At 73.4% G+C, this 13,883-nt stretch carries 16 protein-coding genes; 7 read left to right on the top strand and 9 right to left on the bottom strand.

What is annotated here, in order from left to right:
* The first annotated feature begins 16 nt into the window (after nt 1-16).
* The 3 genes from ACZ5UI_RS13365 to ACZ5UI_RS13355 are packed head-to-tail and all read left to right on the top strand — an operon-like array spanning nt 17 to nt 3,396.
* Complete coding sequence (locus ACZ5UI_RS13365) at nt 17-1,252, top strand: acetyl-CoA C-acetyltransferase (RefSeq protein ID WP_464197715.1); 1,236 nt, start codon at nt 17-19, stop codon at nt 1,250-1,252.
* Entirely contained in the window at nt 1,252-2,610 is a 1,359-nt protein-coding gene (locus ACZ5UI_RS13360; protein WP_464197713.1) for an acyl-CoA dehydrogenase family protein, read from the top strand. The genes ACZ5UI_RS13365 and ACZ5UI_RS13360 overlap by 1 nt, the downstream gene beginning before the upstream one ends.
* Before the next feature lie 45 nt (nt 2,611-2,655).
* A complete protein-coding gene (locus ACZ5UI_RS13355) occupies nt 2,656-3,396 on the top strand; it encodes a hypothetical protein (RefSeq protein ID WP_464197711.1) in 741 nt (246 codons plus the stop codon).
* Nucleotides 3,397-3,403: 7 nt separating this feature from the next.
* Here the strand turns inward: ACZ5UI_RS13355 and ACZ5UI_RS13350 are convergent, their stop codons facing one another.
* Nucleotides 3,404-4,378: a hypothetical protein gene (locus ACZ5UI_RS13350; RefSeq protein ID WP_464197709.1), complete on the bottom strand. Its 975-nt coding sequence runs from the start codon at nt 4,376-4,378 to the stop codon at nt 3,404-3,406.
* Between the two features lie 7 nt (nt 4,379-4,385).
* Nucleotides 4,386-4,781, bottom strand: coding sequence for a hypothetical protein (locus ACZ5UI_RS13345; RefSeq protein ID WP_464197707.1), 396 nt, complete (start codon nt 4,779-4,781; stop codon nt 4,386-4,388).
* A 133-nt stretch (nt 4,782-4,914) separates the two neighbouring features.
* On the opposite strand from ACZ5UI_RS13345, the gene ACZ5UI_RS13340 reads away from it, so the two are divergent.
* Nucleotides 4,915-6,255: an RNA polymerase sigma factor gene (locus ACZ5UI_RS13340; protein WP_464197705.1), complete on the top strand. Its 1,341-nt coding sequence runs from the start codon at nt 4,915-4,917 to the stop codon at nt 6,253-6,255.
* Between the two features lie 164 nt (nt 6,256-6,419).
* A complete protein-coding gene (locus tag ACZ5UI_RS13335; RefSeq protein ID WP_464197703.1) occupies nt 6,420-6,785 on the top strand; it encodes a hypothetical protein in 366 nt (121 codons plus the stop codon).
* Here ACZ5UI_RS13335 and ACZ5UI_RS13330 read toward each other — a convergent pair.
* The 4 genes from ACZ5UI_RS13330 to ACZ5UI_RS13315 all read right to left on the bottom strand — a co-directional run bounded on the left by ACZ5UI_RS13330 (nt 6,782) and on the right by ACZ5UI_RS13315 (nt 9,570).
* Nucleotides 6,782-7,348: an HdeD family acid-resistance protein gene (locus ACZ5UI_RS13330; protein WP_464197701.1), complete on the bottom strand. Its 567-nt coding sequence runs from the start codon at nt 7,346-7,348 to the stop codon at nt 6,782-6,784. The genes ACZ5UI_RS13335 and ACZ5UI_RS13330 overlap by 4 nt on opposite strands.
* Nucleotides 7,349-7,437: 89 nt before the next feature.
* On the bottom strand, nt 7,438-8,088 hold the full coding sequence (locus tag ACZ5UI_RS13325) for a PadR family transcriptional regulator (protein WP_464197699.1): 651 nt from the start codon (nt 8,086-8,088) through the stop codon (nt 7,438-7,440).
* Nucleotides 8,089-8,236: 148 nt separating this feature from the next.
* On the bottom strand, nt 8,237-9,097 hold the full coding sequence (locus tag ACZ5UI_RS13320; protein ID WP_464197697.1) for a hypothetical protein: 861 nt from the start codon (nt 9,095-9,097) through the stop codon (nt 8,237-8,239).
* Nucleotides 9,094-9,570: an FxsA family protein gene (locus ACZ5UI_RS13315; protein WP_464197695.1), complete on the bottom strand. Its 477-nt coding sequence runs from the start codon at nt 9,568-9,570 to the stop codon at nt 9,094-9,096. Before ACZ5UI_RS13315 ends, ACZ5UI_RS13320 begins: the two co-directional genes overlap by 4 nt.
* Before the next feature lie 63 nt (nt 9,571-9,633).
* Here ACZ5UI_RS13315 and ACZ5UI_RS13310 point away from each other — a divergent pair, with 63 nt between their 5' ends.
* Nucleotides 9,634-9,930, top strand: a complete 297-nt coding sequence (locus ACZ5UI_RS13310) for a metal-sulfur cluster assembly factor (RefSeq protein WP_464197693.1) — start codon at nt 9,634-9,636, stop codon at nt 9,928-9,930.
* Between the two features lie 166 nt (nt 9,931-10,096).
* Here the strand turns inward: ACZ5UI_RS13310 and ACZ5UI_RS13305 are convergent, their stop codons facing one another.
* Together ACZ5UI_RS13305 and ACZ5UI_RS13300 are read right to left on the bottom strand one after the other, a co-directional pair.
* Entirely contained in the window at nt 10,097-10,489 is a 393-nt protein-coding gene (locus tag ACZ5UI_RS13305; protein ID WP_464197691.1) for an SHOCT domain-containing protein, read from the bottom strand.
* Between the two features lie 63 nt (nt 10,490-10,552).
* Nucleotides 10,553-10,783 (bottom strand): hypothetical protein, encoded by a 231-nt coding sequence (locus tag ACZ5UI_RS13300; RefSeq protein WP_464197689.1) that lies wholly within the window; start codon nt 10,781-10,783, stop codon nt 10,553-10,555.
* A 54-nt stretch (nt 10,784-10,837) separates the two neighbouring features.
* Here ACZ5UI_RS13300 and ACZ5UI_RS13295 point away from each other — a divergent pair, with 54 nt between their 5' ends.
* On the top strand, nt 10,838-12,460 hold the full coding sequence (locus ACZ5UI_RS13295) for a S8 family peptidase (protein ID WP_464197687.1): 1,623 nt from the start codon (nt 10,838-10,840) through the stop codon (nt 12,458-12,460).
* Here the strand turns inward: ACZ5UI_RS13295 and ACZ5UI_RS13290 are convergent.
* Nucleotides 12,457-13,857 carry a WS/DGAT/MGAT family O-acyltransferase gene (locus ACZ5UI_RS13290; RefSeq protein ID WP_464197685.1) on the bottom strand — a complete coding sequence of 467 codons (1,401 nt, stop codon included), beginning with the start codon at nt 13,855-13,857 and terminating at the stop codon, nt 12,457-12,459. The genes ACZ5UI_RS13295 and ACZ5UI_RS13290 overlap by 4 nt on opposite strands.
* Nucleotides 13,858-13,883 lie beyond the last annotated feature (26 nt).

Raw genomic sequence — 13,883 nt, 5'->3', positions numbered from 1 at the left:
GATGGTACATGGAGAGATGATGAACGTCGCGATCCTCGGTGGCAACCGAATCCCCTTTGCCCGATCCAACGGTCCCTACGCGGAAGCCTCCAACCAGGACATGCTCACGACGGCGCTCGACGGGCTCGTCGCGCGCTTCGGGCTGGGCGGCGAGCGGCTGGGGGAGGTCGTCGCCGGAGCGGTGCTCAAGCACAGCCGCGACTTCAACCTCGTGCGCGAGTGCGTGCTGGGCAGCGCGCTGAGCAGCGAGACCCCGGCCTACGACCTCCAGCAGGCCTGCGACACGGGCATCCAGGCCGCGATCGCCGTGGCCAACAAGATCGCCCTCGGCCAGATCGACGTGGGCATCGCCGGCGGCACCGACACGACGTCCGACGCGCCGCTGGCGCTCAACGAGGACCTGCGACAGGTGCTGATGCGCGCGCGGCGCACCCCGTCCACGGTGGGCCGCGTGAAGCTGCTGGGCGCGCTGCGCCCCGGGCAGGTCGTGCCCGACATCCCACGCAACGCCGAACCGCGCACGGGGCTGTCGATGGGCGAGCACGCCGCGGTCACGGCGGCCAGGTGGGGCATCACCCGCGAGGCGCAGGACGAGCTGACCGCGGCCAGCCACCAGCACGCGGCCGCCGCCTACGAGCGCGGCTTCTTCGCCGATCTGGTCACGCCGTACCTGGGCCTGGAGCGCGACCAGAACCTGCGGCCGGACTCGACGGTGGAGAAGCTGGCCAAGCTGAAGCCCGTGTTCGGCGAGAGCGACGACGCGACGATGACCGCGGGCAACTCGACGCCGCTGAGCGACGGCGCGTCGGCCGTGCTGCTGTCCAGCGAGGCGTGGGCGGCCGAGCGGTCGCTGCCCGTCCTGGCCTGGCTGCGCGACGCCGAGACCGCCGCGGTCGACTACATCCACGGCGACGAGGGCCTGCTGATGGCGCCGGTCCACGCGGTGCCCCGGCTGCTGGCCCGCAACGGGCTGACGCTGCAGGACTTCGACCTCTACGAGATCCACGAGGCGTTCGCGTCGCAGGTGCTGGCCACGCTGGCCGCCTGGGAGGCCGACGGCACGGGCGCGATCGATCGCACCAAGCTCAACGTCGTGGGCTCCTCGCTGGCGCTGGGCCACCCGTTCGCCGCGACCGGCGGGCGGATCCTGGCCACCGCGGCCAAGCTGCTGGCCGAGCGCGGGTCCGGTCGCGCGCTGATCTCGATCTGCGCCGCCGGCGGCCAGGGCGTCGTCGCGATCGTCGAACGCTGATGGCCTTCGACCTGTCGCTGACCCCGGCGCACCTGGAGCTCGTCGAGCGCGCGCACCGCTTCGCCGCCGAGCAGGTGCGGCCGGTCGCGGCGCACTACGACCGCGAGCAGGAGTTCCCGTGGCCGGTGCTGGAGGCGGCGGCGCGCGAGGGCTTCTACAACCCGCTCTTCTACCGCGACCTGATCGGCGACCCGACCGGCCTGTCGCTGCCGCTGTTCCTGGAGGAGCTGTTCTGGGGCTGCGGGGGGATCGGGCTGGCCACGGTGATGCCGGCGCTGGCGCTCTCGGCGATGGCCCAGGCGGGCACGCCCGAGCAGCTGCTGCGTTGGGCACCGGAGTGCTTCGGCGAGCCGGGCGATCTGAAGCTCGCGGCGCTGGCGGTCAGCGAGCCCCAGGGCGGCAGCGACGTGCGCAACCTGCGCACCACCGCGCGGCGCGACGGCGACGAGTGGGTGATCGACGGTCACAAGATCTGGATCGGCAACGGCGGGATCGCCAACGTCCACGTGGTCAACGCGACCGTGGATCCGAGCAAGGGCCATCGCGGCCAGGCGCTGTTCATCGTGCCGGGCGGCACGCCGGGGCTGACGCTCGTGCGCAAGCTCGACAAGCTCGGGTGCCGCGCCTCGCACACGGCCGAGCTGCTGCTGGAGGGCGTGCGCGTGCCGGCCGACCACCTGCTCGGCGGCGACGAGCGCCTGGAGCGCCAGCTGGCCAAGGCCGAGGGTGCCCGCTCCAAGACGCTGGGCGCCTTCGAGCAGACGCGTCCGATGGTCGCCGCCATGGCCGTGGGGATCGGCCGCGCGGCGCTGGAGTTCGCCACCGAGTGGGCCACCGAGCGCGAGGCGTTCGGCGGGCCGATCATCGACAACCAGGGCGTCTCGTTCCCGCTGGCCGACATCGCCTGCGATCTCGACGCCGCCCGCCTGCTCACCTGGCGCGCGTCGTGGATGGCCGCGCAGCGGATCCCCTGGCAGCACGGCGAGGGATCGATGGCCAAGCTGAAGGCCTCCGAGGCCGCGGTCCGGGCCACCGAGCAGGCGATCCAGACCTGCGGCGGGTGGGGCTACATCAACGACCTGCCCGTCGAGAAGTGGTCGCGCGACGCGAAGCTCTTCACGATCTTCGAGGGCACGAGCGAGATCCAGCGCCTGGTCATCGGCCGCGCGCTGGGCGACGGCGTCGGCGACCGGCCGCTGCACCACCGCTTCCCGGCCGACGGCGGCTGGGCCAACAAGCGCTACGGCCGCGGCACGCCGGCCCGCTCCAAGGCGGGCATGGCGATGCTCCGGTCCACCGACCACCTGCCCAAGCCGGTGCTGAAGGCGGCGATGACCGTCCTGCGCCCGCCGAAGTAGGCGGCGCCGCTCAAGCGCGGCGCTCCGGGTGCCGATGCGGACGCGATGCTCATCCGCTCGCTCGCCCTCGCCGTCCTGGCCACGGTCGCCGTTGCCGCACCGGCGGCCGCCGCGCCGCAGGTCACCGGCGCCGTGGCCTACTTCCGCCCGCTGCCGAGCTCGAAGGACTCCGCGGCCACCGTCGTGGTCTTCCGCACGGCCGCCGCGCTGCCGTTCAAGGTGGCGGGCTCCCCGAGCACGGTGGTGTCGATCGACGGGGACGAGACCTCGGTCGTCGACGTCAGCCCCAGCCTGCACTGCTACGAGGCGCGGGTGTACGGCGGGCGTGTCGGCAAGAGCGTGAGCGTGCGCATCGGGCGCGACGGCGTGCCGCAGACGCTGACCGTGCAACCGCTGGCGCCGGACATCGCGCGCGGCGGCACGCTGGGCTGCGGAGCGGACCCGGCCGCCGGCGCGGTGCTCTTCGGGCTGTATCCGGAGCCGATGGTCGAGCCCGGGCGCTGGTTCTTCACCGCCAACTCGGGTCCCTACCTGCGCGACCTGGTGTGGACCGGCTGGGGGAGCCCGACCGCGACCGCGACGGGGACCTACGTCAGCGACTGCGCCTCGTGCGGGCGCAAGCAGCGCTACCCCGTGACCGTGACGGTCGATCGCCTGGTCGACTGCCCGCAGGTGGGCGCTCAGGCCTACGGCCGCTTCTTCTTCGAGCGCGCCTCCGGCCGCCGGCCGTCCGACCCGTCGGCCAAGCGGCGGACGTTGGCCACCGAGACGCACTTCTACTGCTGAGCGCCGGTCAGAGGCCGCAGTTGGCGCTCGGCGGCGCCGGGCGCGGGCCGAACACCGGCGCGTCGCGCAGCGTCGCCGACCCATCGGCCGCGCGCAGCACGAGGCCCTGATCGGCCGCGGTCGCCGCGGCGATCGTGGTGAACGGGGCGGCGGTGAGCGCCTGGACCGCGCCGCCGGCGGCCGGCCAGCGCAGGACCTCGGTGGTCGGCTCGTCGCCCCCGTCGACGCACCGTCCGACGGCCACGATGCCCTCGGGTCCGAGCGCGGCGTCGCGCAGCTCCAGGCCCCCGCCGTCGCCCGCGTTGACCGCGGTGGCCACCGTGCGGGCGCGCCCGCTGGCCAGCGCGACGCTGATCAGGCGGGTGCTGTCGTCGGGCGCGTCGCCGACCTCGAAGCTGCTCTGGTGGATGCGCACGAGCGCGGTGGCGCCGCGCAGGTCGATCGACACGTCGACGCCGTAGAGCTCGACCGGGTTGCCGATCCGCCAGCGCTTGACCGCGTAGCGCCGCTTGGCCTGGGCCGAACCGGCGGCGCGCTCGTAGACGCCGGCGGCGCAGCGCTGGCCGGCGCGACCCTTGCGCGCGACGACGGCGAGCGCGATCCGGCCCCGGTCGATCGCGGCGCCGGTGGTCAGGCAGTGGCGCGGATCGATCGCGGCGATCCGGCCTACCGGCGTGGCGGCCGTCAGGGGCGTCGTGCACAGGGCGACCCCGCCGCCGCAGCCCGCGCGCACGAGGACCGCGGCGCCGCCGCGGTCGGTGCCCAGATCGAGCACCCGCCCGGCCGCCGACGGGGCGGCGACGAACGCGCCGCCGTCCAGCCGGGACACGGTCGCGCCGTTGGCGCTGGCCACCGTCGTGCCCGTCGAGAGCAGCCCGCCGCTGTCCGCGGTCAGGCCGGTCAGCGGCGTGTCGGCGGCCTGCGCGGTCGCCGGCAGCGCGAGGCCGGCCAGGGCGCAGAGCAGGGCGAGGGGGCGGCGCACGACGCGGCTAGCGCCACCAGCGCGGGCGGCGTGGATGCTCGAGCCGGTCCAGCAGCACGGGGTCGATGGCCACGGCCGGTGGGACCGTGGGCGAGACGAAGCCGACGCTGCCCTCGCGGCCGAAGCGGCTGTCGCTCCACTGCTGGGCCAGCAGGGTGCGGACGCGCTCCTCGAAGTCGGCGCGCTCGGCCGCGAACCAGTACGGGCCATCCGGGAGCGTGTTGGGGAAGCCGTCGCCCCGGTCGACGCCGATGTCGACCGAGATCAGCTCGCCCCGGCGCAGCATCCGCCGCGCGCGCTTGAGGCCCGCCGGGCCGCCCCAGGGCGCCAGCTCGCAGTTGCGGCGGCTGAAGTTTGCGGTGCGCCACTCCCCGTTGAGCGAGACGCGGATGACCACGGACACGGTGTTCACCATCCCCGCGATCGTGCCACAGGAACGCCCAACGCGCGCAATTTGCGCCTTTTTGGTCTCCGACGTCTGTCCAATCAGCGTCGGCGCGGGGGCGAATCCGCGCCACCGTGGCCTCGTGCAGGGCATGGACGACGGTCACGACCTCGTCGTGCGGACGATCCGCGAGCACGCGCCGGCGCTGCTGCGGACCGCACGGCGCCATTCGCTGTGTGCCGACGACGCGCACGATGCCTACCAGCGAGCGCTGGAGATCTTCCTCAAGCGGGCGGCGACGCTCGATCCCGCCACCGTCGACCGCTGGCTGCACGTCGTGGTCAAGCACGAGGCGATGGCCGTGCGCAAGGCGCGCCTGGAGCTCGTCGGCACGGAGGAGGAGGCGCTGGACGCCGCGGTCGGCGCGGGCGCGGAGGCAGCCGAGGACCGCGTGCTGCGCTGGGACCGGCTGTCGCGCTCGGCGGAGGCGCTGCAGCGGCTCAAGCCGCAGGAGCTGACCGCGCTGTGGCTGAAGGCGTCGGGCCTGTCCTACGCGGAGATCGCCGATCGCCAGGGCTGGTCCTACACCAAGGTCAACCGCTGCGTGACCGAGGGGCGCCGGGCGTTCCTGAACCGCTACGCGGGCATCGAGGCGGGGGAGGAGTGCGAGCGCTGGGCGCCGGTCGTCGCGGCGCTGGTCGACGGCGAGGCCACGGCGGAGCAGGTGGCCGCCGCGCGCCCGCACCTGCGCCGCTGTGCCGGCTGCCGGGCGACGGTCCGCGAGCTGCGGGTCGCCGGGCCCGGGCTGGCGGGCGTGCTGCCCGCCGCGCCGGTCGTGGGCGCCGCCGGCGCAGCCAGCGGCGGCGGGCGGCTGGAGGGTGCGCTGCGCGCGATCGAGGGCGCGTGGGTGGCGGTCCAGGAACGCGCCGGCCTGTGGGCGGTGAAGCTGCAGGGCGGGGCCGAGGCCGTGTCGGGCGCCAAGCTCGCGGCGGTCGCCTCGGCCGCCGTCGTGGCCGGCGGTGGCGGCGCGATCGCGGTGCACGGCGCCGGGACGGCGCCCAAGCGCACGGCGGTGGCGCGCACGACGGCACCGGTGCGGCCACCGGCCACCCGGGTGGCGCTGGTGACGCCGACCGGTCCGGTCGCCGCACCGATCCCAGCGCCCGCCGCGACGGTCGCGCCGCGGGCCACCGTGACCCAGCCGGCACGCCCGGCCCGGCCCCGACACGAGTTCACACGCACGCGCACGCGCGAGTTCCGGTCGGCCGGGCCGGCCACCACACCCCGCAACACGCGCGAATTTCGGGCCCGGGCGGCCGCGTCGTCGCCGCCGCCGCCGGCCCGCCCCGTGGAGCCGGCCGCGACGACTGCTCGCTCCGAGTTCCGGACCACGAACACGCCCACAGCAGGGACTTCGCCGGCGCCGCCCGCCGCGTCGGCGGGCTCGCCGGTCGTCGAAGGTGGTTCGGGGTCCGAGTTCGGCGGCGGCTGACGCACAGCTTTGCCGTCTGAACCGCCACCTACAGTCCCGACTCGATACGTCATCCGCCCTGTCCGGGAGCTGCGATGCCCCTCTGTTTCATCGAACCGCAAGATGCCATCCGAGTCGTAGCCGAGTCCATCGGTCGCGAGGCGCGTCGACAGCTGGTCGGCGAAGTGGTTCGCGCGTGGGTCGACGAGATCCCCGAGGGCGAGCTCGAGCGCCACTACGTGCAGGCCGTGGCCGACCTCGACGAGCACGACCTGTCGATGCTGGCCGCGTGGCACGCCTCGCTGGAGGTGGGCACGCCGATCGCCAACCGCGAGTTCCTCGTGGGCGCCTTCGCCGCGCTGGGCGACAACCGGCGCGAGGCGCTGAAGATCGCGGCGGGCTTCCGCGGCGAGGAGGCGTTCGACGCCGGCGTGGCCGAGGAGCAGGCCCTGGAGACCGTGCTCCCCAGCCTGTCGCGCGAGCGCGCGATGGAGCTCGCGTCGGAGTGCCTGGAGCTCTACATCTGGGACCGGATGGGCTGCGACAACTAAACGGCTGGAGCGCGCTCCAGCTCGTGCTCGACGCTCCGTAGGGCCCAGCCGGCGGCGATGAACAGCAGGCCGCGGATGATCAGGACGATCCCCAGGATCACCGCGAAGGTCGACAGGCCGAGGTCCGGCCAGGCCAGGATCACGACGCCGGCGACGATGTCGAGCGCGGCGATGACGAGGTTGCCGCTGCGGCCCTCGCGCTCGGCGATCGCGGCGACCAGGCGGGCGATTCCGGCGATCACGAACCACAGGCCGACGATCAGCGCGAACACGACGAGCGTGTCGAACGGGCGCTTGATCAGCAGCAGGCCGGCCAGCAGGCTGACCATCGCGATGATGGCCAGCAGGCCGCGGCCTTCACCCCGGCCGAAGATCGAGCCCAGCAGCGAGAAGATGCCGTCGACGAGCAGGAAGATCCCGGCGATCACCGTGAAGGTGCTCAGGGTCTCGTGCGGGGAGACGACGAAGAAGACGCCGACCGCGAGGACGGCGACGCCGAACAGCGCCAGCAACCACCACAGCTTGCTGACGTCCTGCAGGGTGGGAACAGGCGATGTGGACACGACCCGGCCTTCCATGTGAGGGGTGACGTGCCAAAAGTACGCCGCGCGACAGGAACTTCCTGCCGCGCGGCGCGGATCCGGCTGGCCCGTCAGGCCTGGGAGTCGGTCTCCGACTCCGGCGTCTCGGGCGCGTCATCGGCGAGGATCCGGTACAGGGACCGGCGCGCCTCGGTCAGCACCTCGCGGGCCTTGGCGACCTGCTCCTGCGAGCCGGCCTGCACGACCTGCATCGAGGCAGCGCCGAGCTGCCAGATCAGGTCGCGCAGCTCGAAGGCGCCCTCGCGGACCCCTCCGCTGGCCTGCTCCCACGGGGAGCCGAGCTCCTCGCGGTGCTCCTCGACGTGGGCGTTGCCCGTGTCGGTGAGCTCGAAGAGCTTGCGCCCCTCGCGCTCGGTGGAGCGGACGAGGCCCTCGTCCTCCAGCTGCGACAGCGCGGGGTAGACCGAGCCGGGGCTGGGGCGCCACGCGCCCTGGCTGCGCTGCTCGATCTCCTGCATCAGGCCGTAGCCGTTGCGGGGCTCCTCGGCGAGGAGCACCAGGATGGCGGCGCGGACATCGCCGCGGCCCATCCGCCGGCCGCGGCCGAAGCCACCGCCGGGTCCGCCCATCCCGGGCATCCCGAAGGGCGGCATTCCGCCCCGCGGCCCACGGCCCGGGCCGTGGCGATGGCCTCCGCCGTGCCGTCCACGACCGGTCATGGCCAGCCACTCCAGCGCGCGGGGATCCATCTGTCGGTGCATTGCATGAGCATGCATGTCGTTCTCCTATCGGTCTTTGACTATCGACGATGCATAACGATATATCGCAAACAGTCTTCTGTCAAGACGCCGCGCGGAAGCGACCCGGCGGGGCAGGGAACGGCGACAGGTCGACGCAGGGGAAGCGGAGCTACGCGCGGCGGAGGACGTCGTAGCGACCGACGCCCTCGCGGCCTTCCATGCGGAAGCGGAAGAACGCGCAGTCGAGCGTCAGGCGCCCGAGGTCCAGGGACGTGCCGCACAGGATCTCGCCGGCGCCGCGGCGGGCGTAGCCGTCCTCGTCGTCGGGCCACAGCTCCCAGCCGACGCGGCGCTGGTGGCCGTCGTCGTCGAAGGCGGTGGAGACGAGCGGGTCGGCGATCGCCACCGGCGCGACCGGAGCGCCTTCCAGGACCACGGCGTCGATCTCGTCCTTGCCGTGGTCCTTGGCCTTGGCCGGGCGGAACGCGCCGATCACGACCGCCAGCTGCGGCGACAGCCAGGCGCCCACCGTGCGGGCCATCGCCAGGTGATCCCAGTCGGGCGTGCCCCACTGATGGCCACGCTGGCCCAGGCAGTCGATGGCGATCGGGCGACCGTCGACCGTGGCGGTCCCGGTCACCCGGCACAGCTGCTCGTAGCCGCGCATCCCGCCGCCCTGCACGATGGCCGGCGCGCCGATCGCCGCGAAGGCCAGCGTGAAGCCGCCCTCGGGGGACGCGAACGTCACCGTCCAGCGCTCCAGCGGCGCGTCGACCGTGGTCGTCACGCCCGCGGCGTCGATCGCCTCCCAGCCGGAGCCGGCCAGCGCGACGCCGCCCTCGGCGCGGGCCGCGACCGGGACGCGCTCGGCGAACAGCAGCGCCAGGCCGCTGCCCGCCCCGTCGGCCAGCCCCGCGCGGGCCATCCCGAACACGCCGACGTGCTCGTCGCCGAAGGAGAACGTGACCGCGTCGGAGAACCCGGCGCCGTCGGGGACCTGGGGCGCTTCGAGCGCGGGATCGACGGTCACGGCAGCTGCTCCCGCGGCCGCTCGCTCGCGGTCCCGTCGACGTCGTAGGGCTCGCGGGGACCGCTCCAGCGGCCGGCCACGCGGCCCGCGCCCCAGCTCGCGCCGCCCGCCGCCATGCGCGTGGCGACGTTGGCCAGCGCGAAGCGCCGGATCAGGGCGCGCGTGGGGGGCAGCAGGAAGAGGATGCCGATGATGTCGGTGAGGAAGCCCGGGGTCAGCAGCGCGAAGCCGCCGGCGATGACCAGCACGCCGTCGAGCACCTCGCGCGTGGGGATGCGCCCCTCGGAGACCGCGGCGTTGAAGCGCCGCCAGGCCGCGCGGCCCTGCACGCGCAGCAGCACCGAGCCGATGATCGAGTCGGCCACGAGGATCGCGATCGTGGGCCACACGCCGATCGCCTGACCCACCTGGATGATCACGTACAGCTCCGCGATCGGGACCAGGACGAACAGGAGCAGGAGGAGCGGGAGCATCGGTAGACCTAAGCCTAGGGATGTGCGATCCGGGCGAGGTGTGGGTACCTCTACACTTCCCGTATGCCCTCCGTCGAGGATGTCGAAGAGGCCCTCTCCAACGTGATCGATCCCGAGCTCGGGTTGGATTTCGTCGAGCTCGGGCTGATCTACGGGATCGAGGTCGAAGGCGGCGCCGTCCATGTGACGTTCACGCTGACCACCCCCGGTTGCCCGATCGGACCGCAGGTGACCGAGCAGATCGATGAGTTCGTCAGCGAGCTGCCCGATGTCACCGCGGTCGAGTCGACGATGACCTTCACACCGCCGTGGTCCCCGGACCGGATGTCCGAGGACGCGAAGTTCGCGCTGGGCTTCTAGTGTCCTGAGTCGGTAATTCGTGTGCAGCTGGTGGATGGCGGGGCGGGTCTGCCGGTGATCGCCATCACCTGTCGTACTGGTGGTACGGGTGGTGATGGCGAGTGCCGGCAGACACGATTCCGGCGCCGCCAGATGCGGGCGAATTAGTGACTCAGGGCACTAGCCCCTACGCGACGACCTTCGCCTTCAGCGACGCGAACTCCTCGTCGCTCAGCACGCCCTTGCTGTGCAGGTCGGCGAGCTTGGTGAGCTCGTCGGCGGGCGACGCCGCGACGTGGCGGATGTAGGAGTCCGTCGCCTGCTGGATCTCCCGCTGCTGGGCGATCGCGCGCTCGCGCATGCCCTTGCCGCGGACGATCAGGTAGACCAGCCCGGTCAGGACCGGGATGAAGATCAGGAACAGGACCCAGGCGGCTTTCGCCCACCCGGAGATCTCGTGATCACGGAAGAGGTCCAGCATGATCGTGATCAGGATCCAGATCCAGATCACGAACAGGAAGATCTCGATGACCACGAGCAATGCTTGGCCGAACGTGAATTCGGCGAGAATGGCAGGCATGCTCCGACCGTATCCCTCGGCCGGGACCACGGTCAATGCCGGAAAGTGGTGCGTTAGCAGCGACTAAGCACGGCGGGCCCGCTCGCGATCGAGGTCGATCGCGCGGATGTCATGCTCGCCCGGCAGCTTGGCCAGCACCTCGCCGGCCACGTCACGCACGTCGTGCTCGTCGTGGCCGAGGCCATCGAAGTACGTCTTCAGCGCGGTCCACGTGACCTTCAGCTGGGCGGGGGTGAGCTCGAGCCGGTACGCGGTCTCGTCGGGGCCGATCAGGCCGGTGTCCTCGACAGCCATGCGCGAACGATACACGCGCTCGGTCGCGACGTTCGTCACTATCCTGAGCGGCCGATGCGGCGGCTCCTGCTCGTCTCCTGCGCGGTCGGGCTGCTGTGGCCTGCGGCCGCTGAAGCGCAGCCCACCGGCCGGCTGTTGGTGTCGCTGCGCCCGGACGCCCGCGCCGCCCCGGTGGCCGGCGTCCAGGCCACCGGCCGCGACGTCCCCGAGGTGGGCCTGCGGGTCGTGCGCCCGCGCGCCGGCGAGTCGCTGCGCGCCGCCGCCCGGCGCCTGCGCACCGACCCGCGCGTGCGCGCCGTCGACATCGAGCATCGCGCGCACGAGCGGCTGATCCCCGACGATCCGGGACTCCACCTCGTCGATCCGGTGCCGCAGGCCGACGGCGAGACGCTCCAGTGGTGGGCGGTGCGCGAGAACTTCCCGGCCGCCTGGGCGATCGCCGACGGCGACAGCGTCGCGGTCGCGGTGATCGACCAGGGCGTCGACGCGACGCATCCCGACCTGGCCCCGAAGATCCGCCGGGCGATCGACCGCGACGGCGACCGCCGCCACGGGTCGCCCAGGGTCGACGAGAGCGGCCACGGCACGCACGTCGCCTCGCTCGTCTGCGGTCAGCCGGGCAACGGGACCGGCATCGCGGGCGCCGGCTACGGCTGCGGGCTGATCGTCGTGCGCTCCGACCTGTCCGACAGCAGCCTGGTCGACAGCATCGTCGCGGCCACGAAGGCCGGCGCCAGCGTCATCACCATGTCGATCGGCACCGACGACCGCGCCGACCCGCCCCGGGCCATCCGCGACGCGATCGACTACGCCTACGCCCGCGGCGTCGTGATGGTCGCCGCGGCGGCCGACCACCCGACCACCGAGCAGGGCGACCCGGCGAACCTGCTGCAGCCCACGGGAACCGGCCGCTTCCTCGACGTGGGCAAGGGCCTGAGCGTCACCGCCGCCGACTTCCGCGGCGGCAAGGCCGGCTTCGCGGGCGACGGGTCGCAGATCTCCGTGGCCGCCTACGGCTCGTTCGACCGCGACGGCCCCGACGGCGTCATCGGCGCGTTCCCGACCAGCGCCGCGCGCCCGCGGATCGAGATCGGCGCGCCGGTCGGCAAGCCATGCCTGTGCCGCAGCGGCCTGCTCGGCGACGATCGCTACGCCTTCCTGGAGGGCACCTCGATGGCCACGCCGATCGTCGCGGGCGCGGCCGCGCTGGTGCGCGACCTGAACCCCGACCTCGGTCCGGGCGACGTCATCAAGGTGATCAAGCAGACCGCCCAGCGCGCGCCGCGCAGCGGCTGGAACCAGCAGCTGGGCTGGGGCATCGTCGATGCGCTGGCCGCGGTCAAGCGCGCCGCCCGCCTGGATCGGCGCCCCCCGACCTCGACGGTGACCGCGCCCGCCCAGGCCAGCGGCGACTCGGTCGTCGTCGCGGTGCAGGCCGAGGATCCGCTCGGGCCGCCTTACGTGCGCGTGGCCGGGCTGCGCAGCGTGCGCGTGTACGCGGCCAAGGACGGGGGTCAGGCCCAGCAGGTGGGCGAGCTGGCCGGCAGCGGCGAGCTGCGCGTCGACGTGCAGCCCGGGCACCACTACGCGTTCAGCAGCAGCGCGATCGACCGCGCGGGCAACGCCGAGACCGTGCCCGGACGGGCCGACGCGACGACCGACGTGGCCGCCGCCTAGGCGGGCGCCGGCGCGCCGGCGGGTGCGTCGCTGGCCTGCTTCTCGCCGGCCAGGCGCACGAGCTCGGCCAGCTCGGCCGCGATGCCCGCGGCCAGCTGGTCGATGTCGGGCAGCGCGTCGAGGTCGCCCAGCAGCCCGAAGTTGATCGAGCCGTTGTAGGACATGATCGCCACGGCCAGCGCGTGGCGCTCGGGCAGGAAGGCCACGGGATAGACGTCCTGCAGCTCGCGGCCGCACACGTACAGCGGCAGCTGCGGCCCGGGCACGTTGGTGACGATCAGGTTGAACAGCCGCGTGGAGAACTGGATGCGCGAGGCCTGGGCCAGGATCGTGGGCGGCGCGAACTCCTGCACGTTGGCGATCGCCTCCGCGCCCAGCGCCTGCTTGGACTCCTTCAGCCCGTCCATCGCCTCCTTGACCGCGGCCAGGCGGGCCAGCGGATCCCCGATGTAGACCGGCAGCGGCCCGCGCACGACGGCGATGCGGTTGCCCATCTGCCCGCGCTCGTCCTTGGCCCGGATCGACACCGGCACCAGGGCGCGCAGCTCCAGGCCCTCGCTGCGCACGCCGCGCGACCACAGCCACTCGCGCAACGCGCCGGCGACCACGGTCAGCACCACGTCGTTGATCGTCGTGCCGAAGGCCGACTTGACGGTGCGGAAGTCGCTCAGCCGGTTGCGCACGCCGACGAAGCGGCGGTGCGGGCCGATCTCGACGTTCAGCGGCGTCGCGGGCGCGGGGTTGAGGCCCAGCCAGGCGATCTCGCCGACGCCCTCCAGCGCCTCCAGCCCGGAGGCGATCGTGCGCTCGGGATGGGTCGCCGCGCGCACGGCGCCCTCCGACAGGCTCAGGCTGGTGCGGACCAGGCCGCGCACGCCCTTGGCCAGCATCTCCACGCCCGACGGCTCGCGCTGGGGCTCCCAGGGGACGCCGCCGCCGTCGACGACGCGCGGCACCGGCTCCAGGTCGAACAGCACCGTGGCCAGGTCGACGCCCGCGATGCCGTCGATCAGGCAGTGGTGCGTCTTGGTGATCATCGCCCAGCGCCCGTCCTCCAGGCCCTCGATCGCGTACATCTCCCACAGCGGCTTGGAGCGATCCAGCTGCTGGGAGAAGATCCGCCCGACGAGGTTGAGCAGCTGCTCCTCGGAGCCGGGGGAGGGCAGGGCGCTCTGGCGCAGGTGGTACTCGAGGTCGAAGCTCGGGTCGTCGACCCACAGCGGGCGGCCGGTGGCCAGCGGCGGCGTGGCCAGCTTCTGGCGGTAGCGCGGGACCAGATGCAGCCGCGAGCGCAGCAGGTCGAGCAGGTCCTCGAACGGCGGCGGCGGTCCCTCGAAGACGGTCACGCCTCCGATGTGCATGTGGGACGACGGCCCCTCCTGTGCCAGGAAGGACACGTCAACCGCGCTCAGACGATCTCCGT

The sequence above is a fragment of the Conexibacter sp. JCM 18997 genome (assembly GCF_055391915.1).
Note: the sequence above shows the minus strand (reverse complement) of the source record. Positions and strands in the feature narration are given on the sequence as shown.

Excerpts from the sequence above, each read along its gene's own strand:
- ACZ5UI_RS13360 (WP_464197713.1), top strand. The coding sequence starts at position 1,252 with ATGGCCTTCGACCTGTCGCTGACCCCGGCGCACCTGGAGCTCGTCGAG.
- ACZ5UI_RS13300 (WP_464197689.1), bottom strand. The coding sequence starts at position 10,783 with ATGGCTGTCGAGGACACCGGCCTGATCGGCCCCGACGAGACCGCGTAC.
- ACZ5UI_RS13365 (WP_464197715.1), top strand. The coding sequence starts at position 17 with ATGATGAACGTCGCGATCCTCGGTGGCAACCGAATCCCCTTTGCCCGA.
- ACZ5UI_RS13315 (WP_464197695.1), bottom strand. The coding sequence starts at position 9,570 with ATGCTCCCGCTCCTCCTGCTCCTGTTCGTCCTGGTCCCGATCGCGGAG.
- ACZ5UI_RS13295 (WP_464197687.1), top strand. The coding sequence starts at position 10,838 with ATGCGGCGGCTCCTGCTCGTCTCCTGCGCGGTCGGGCTGCTGTGGCCT.
- ACZ5UI_RS13340 (WP_464197705.1), top strand. The coding sequence starts at position 4,915 with ATGGACGACGGTCACGACCTCGTCGTGCGGACGATCCGCGAGCACGCG.
- ACZ5UI_RS13305 (WP_464197691.1), bottom strand. The coding sequence starts at position 10,489 with ATGCCTGCCATTCTCGCCGAATTCACGTTCGGCCAAGCATTGCTCGTG.
- ACZ5UI_RS13355 (WP_464197711.1), top strand. The coding sequence starts at position 2,656 with ATGCTCATCCGCTCGCTCGCCCTCGCCGTCCTGGCCACGGTCGCCGTT.
- ACZ5UI_RS13310 (WP_464197693.1), top strand. The coding sequence starts at position 9,634 with ATGCCCTCCGTCGAGGATGTCGAAGAGGCCCTCTCCAACGTGATCGAT.
- ACZ5UI_RS13325 (WP_464197699.1), bottom strand. The coding sequence starts at position 8,088 with ATGCACCGACAGATGGATCCCCGCGCGCTGGAGTGGCTGGCCATGACC.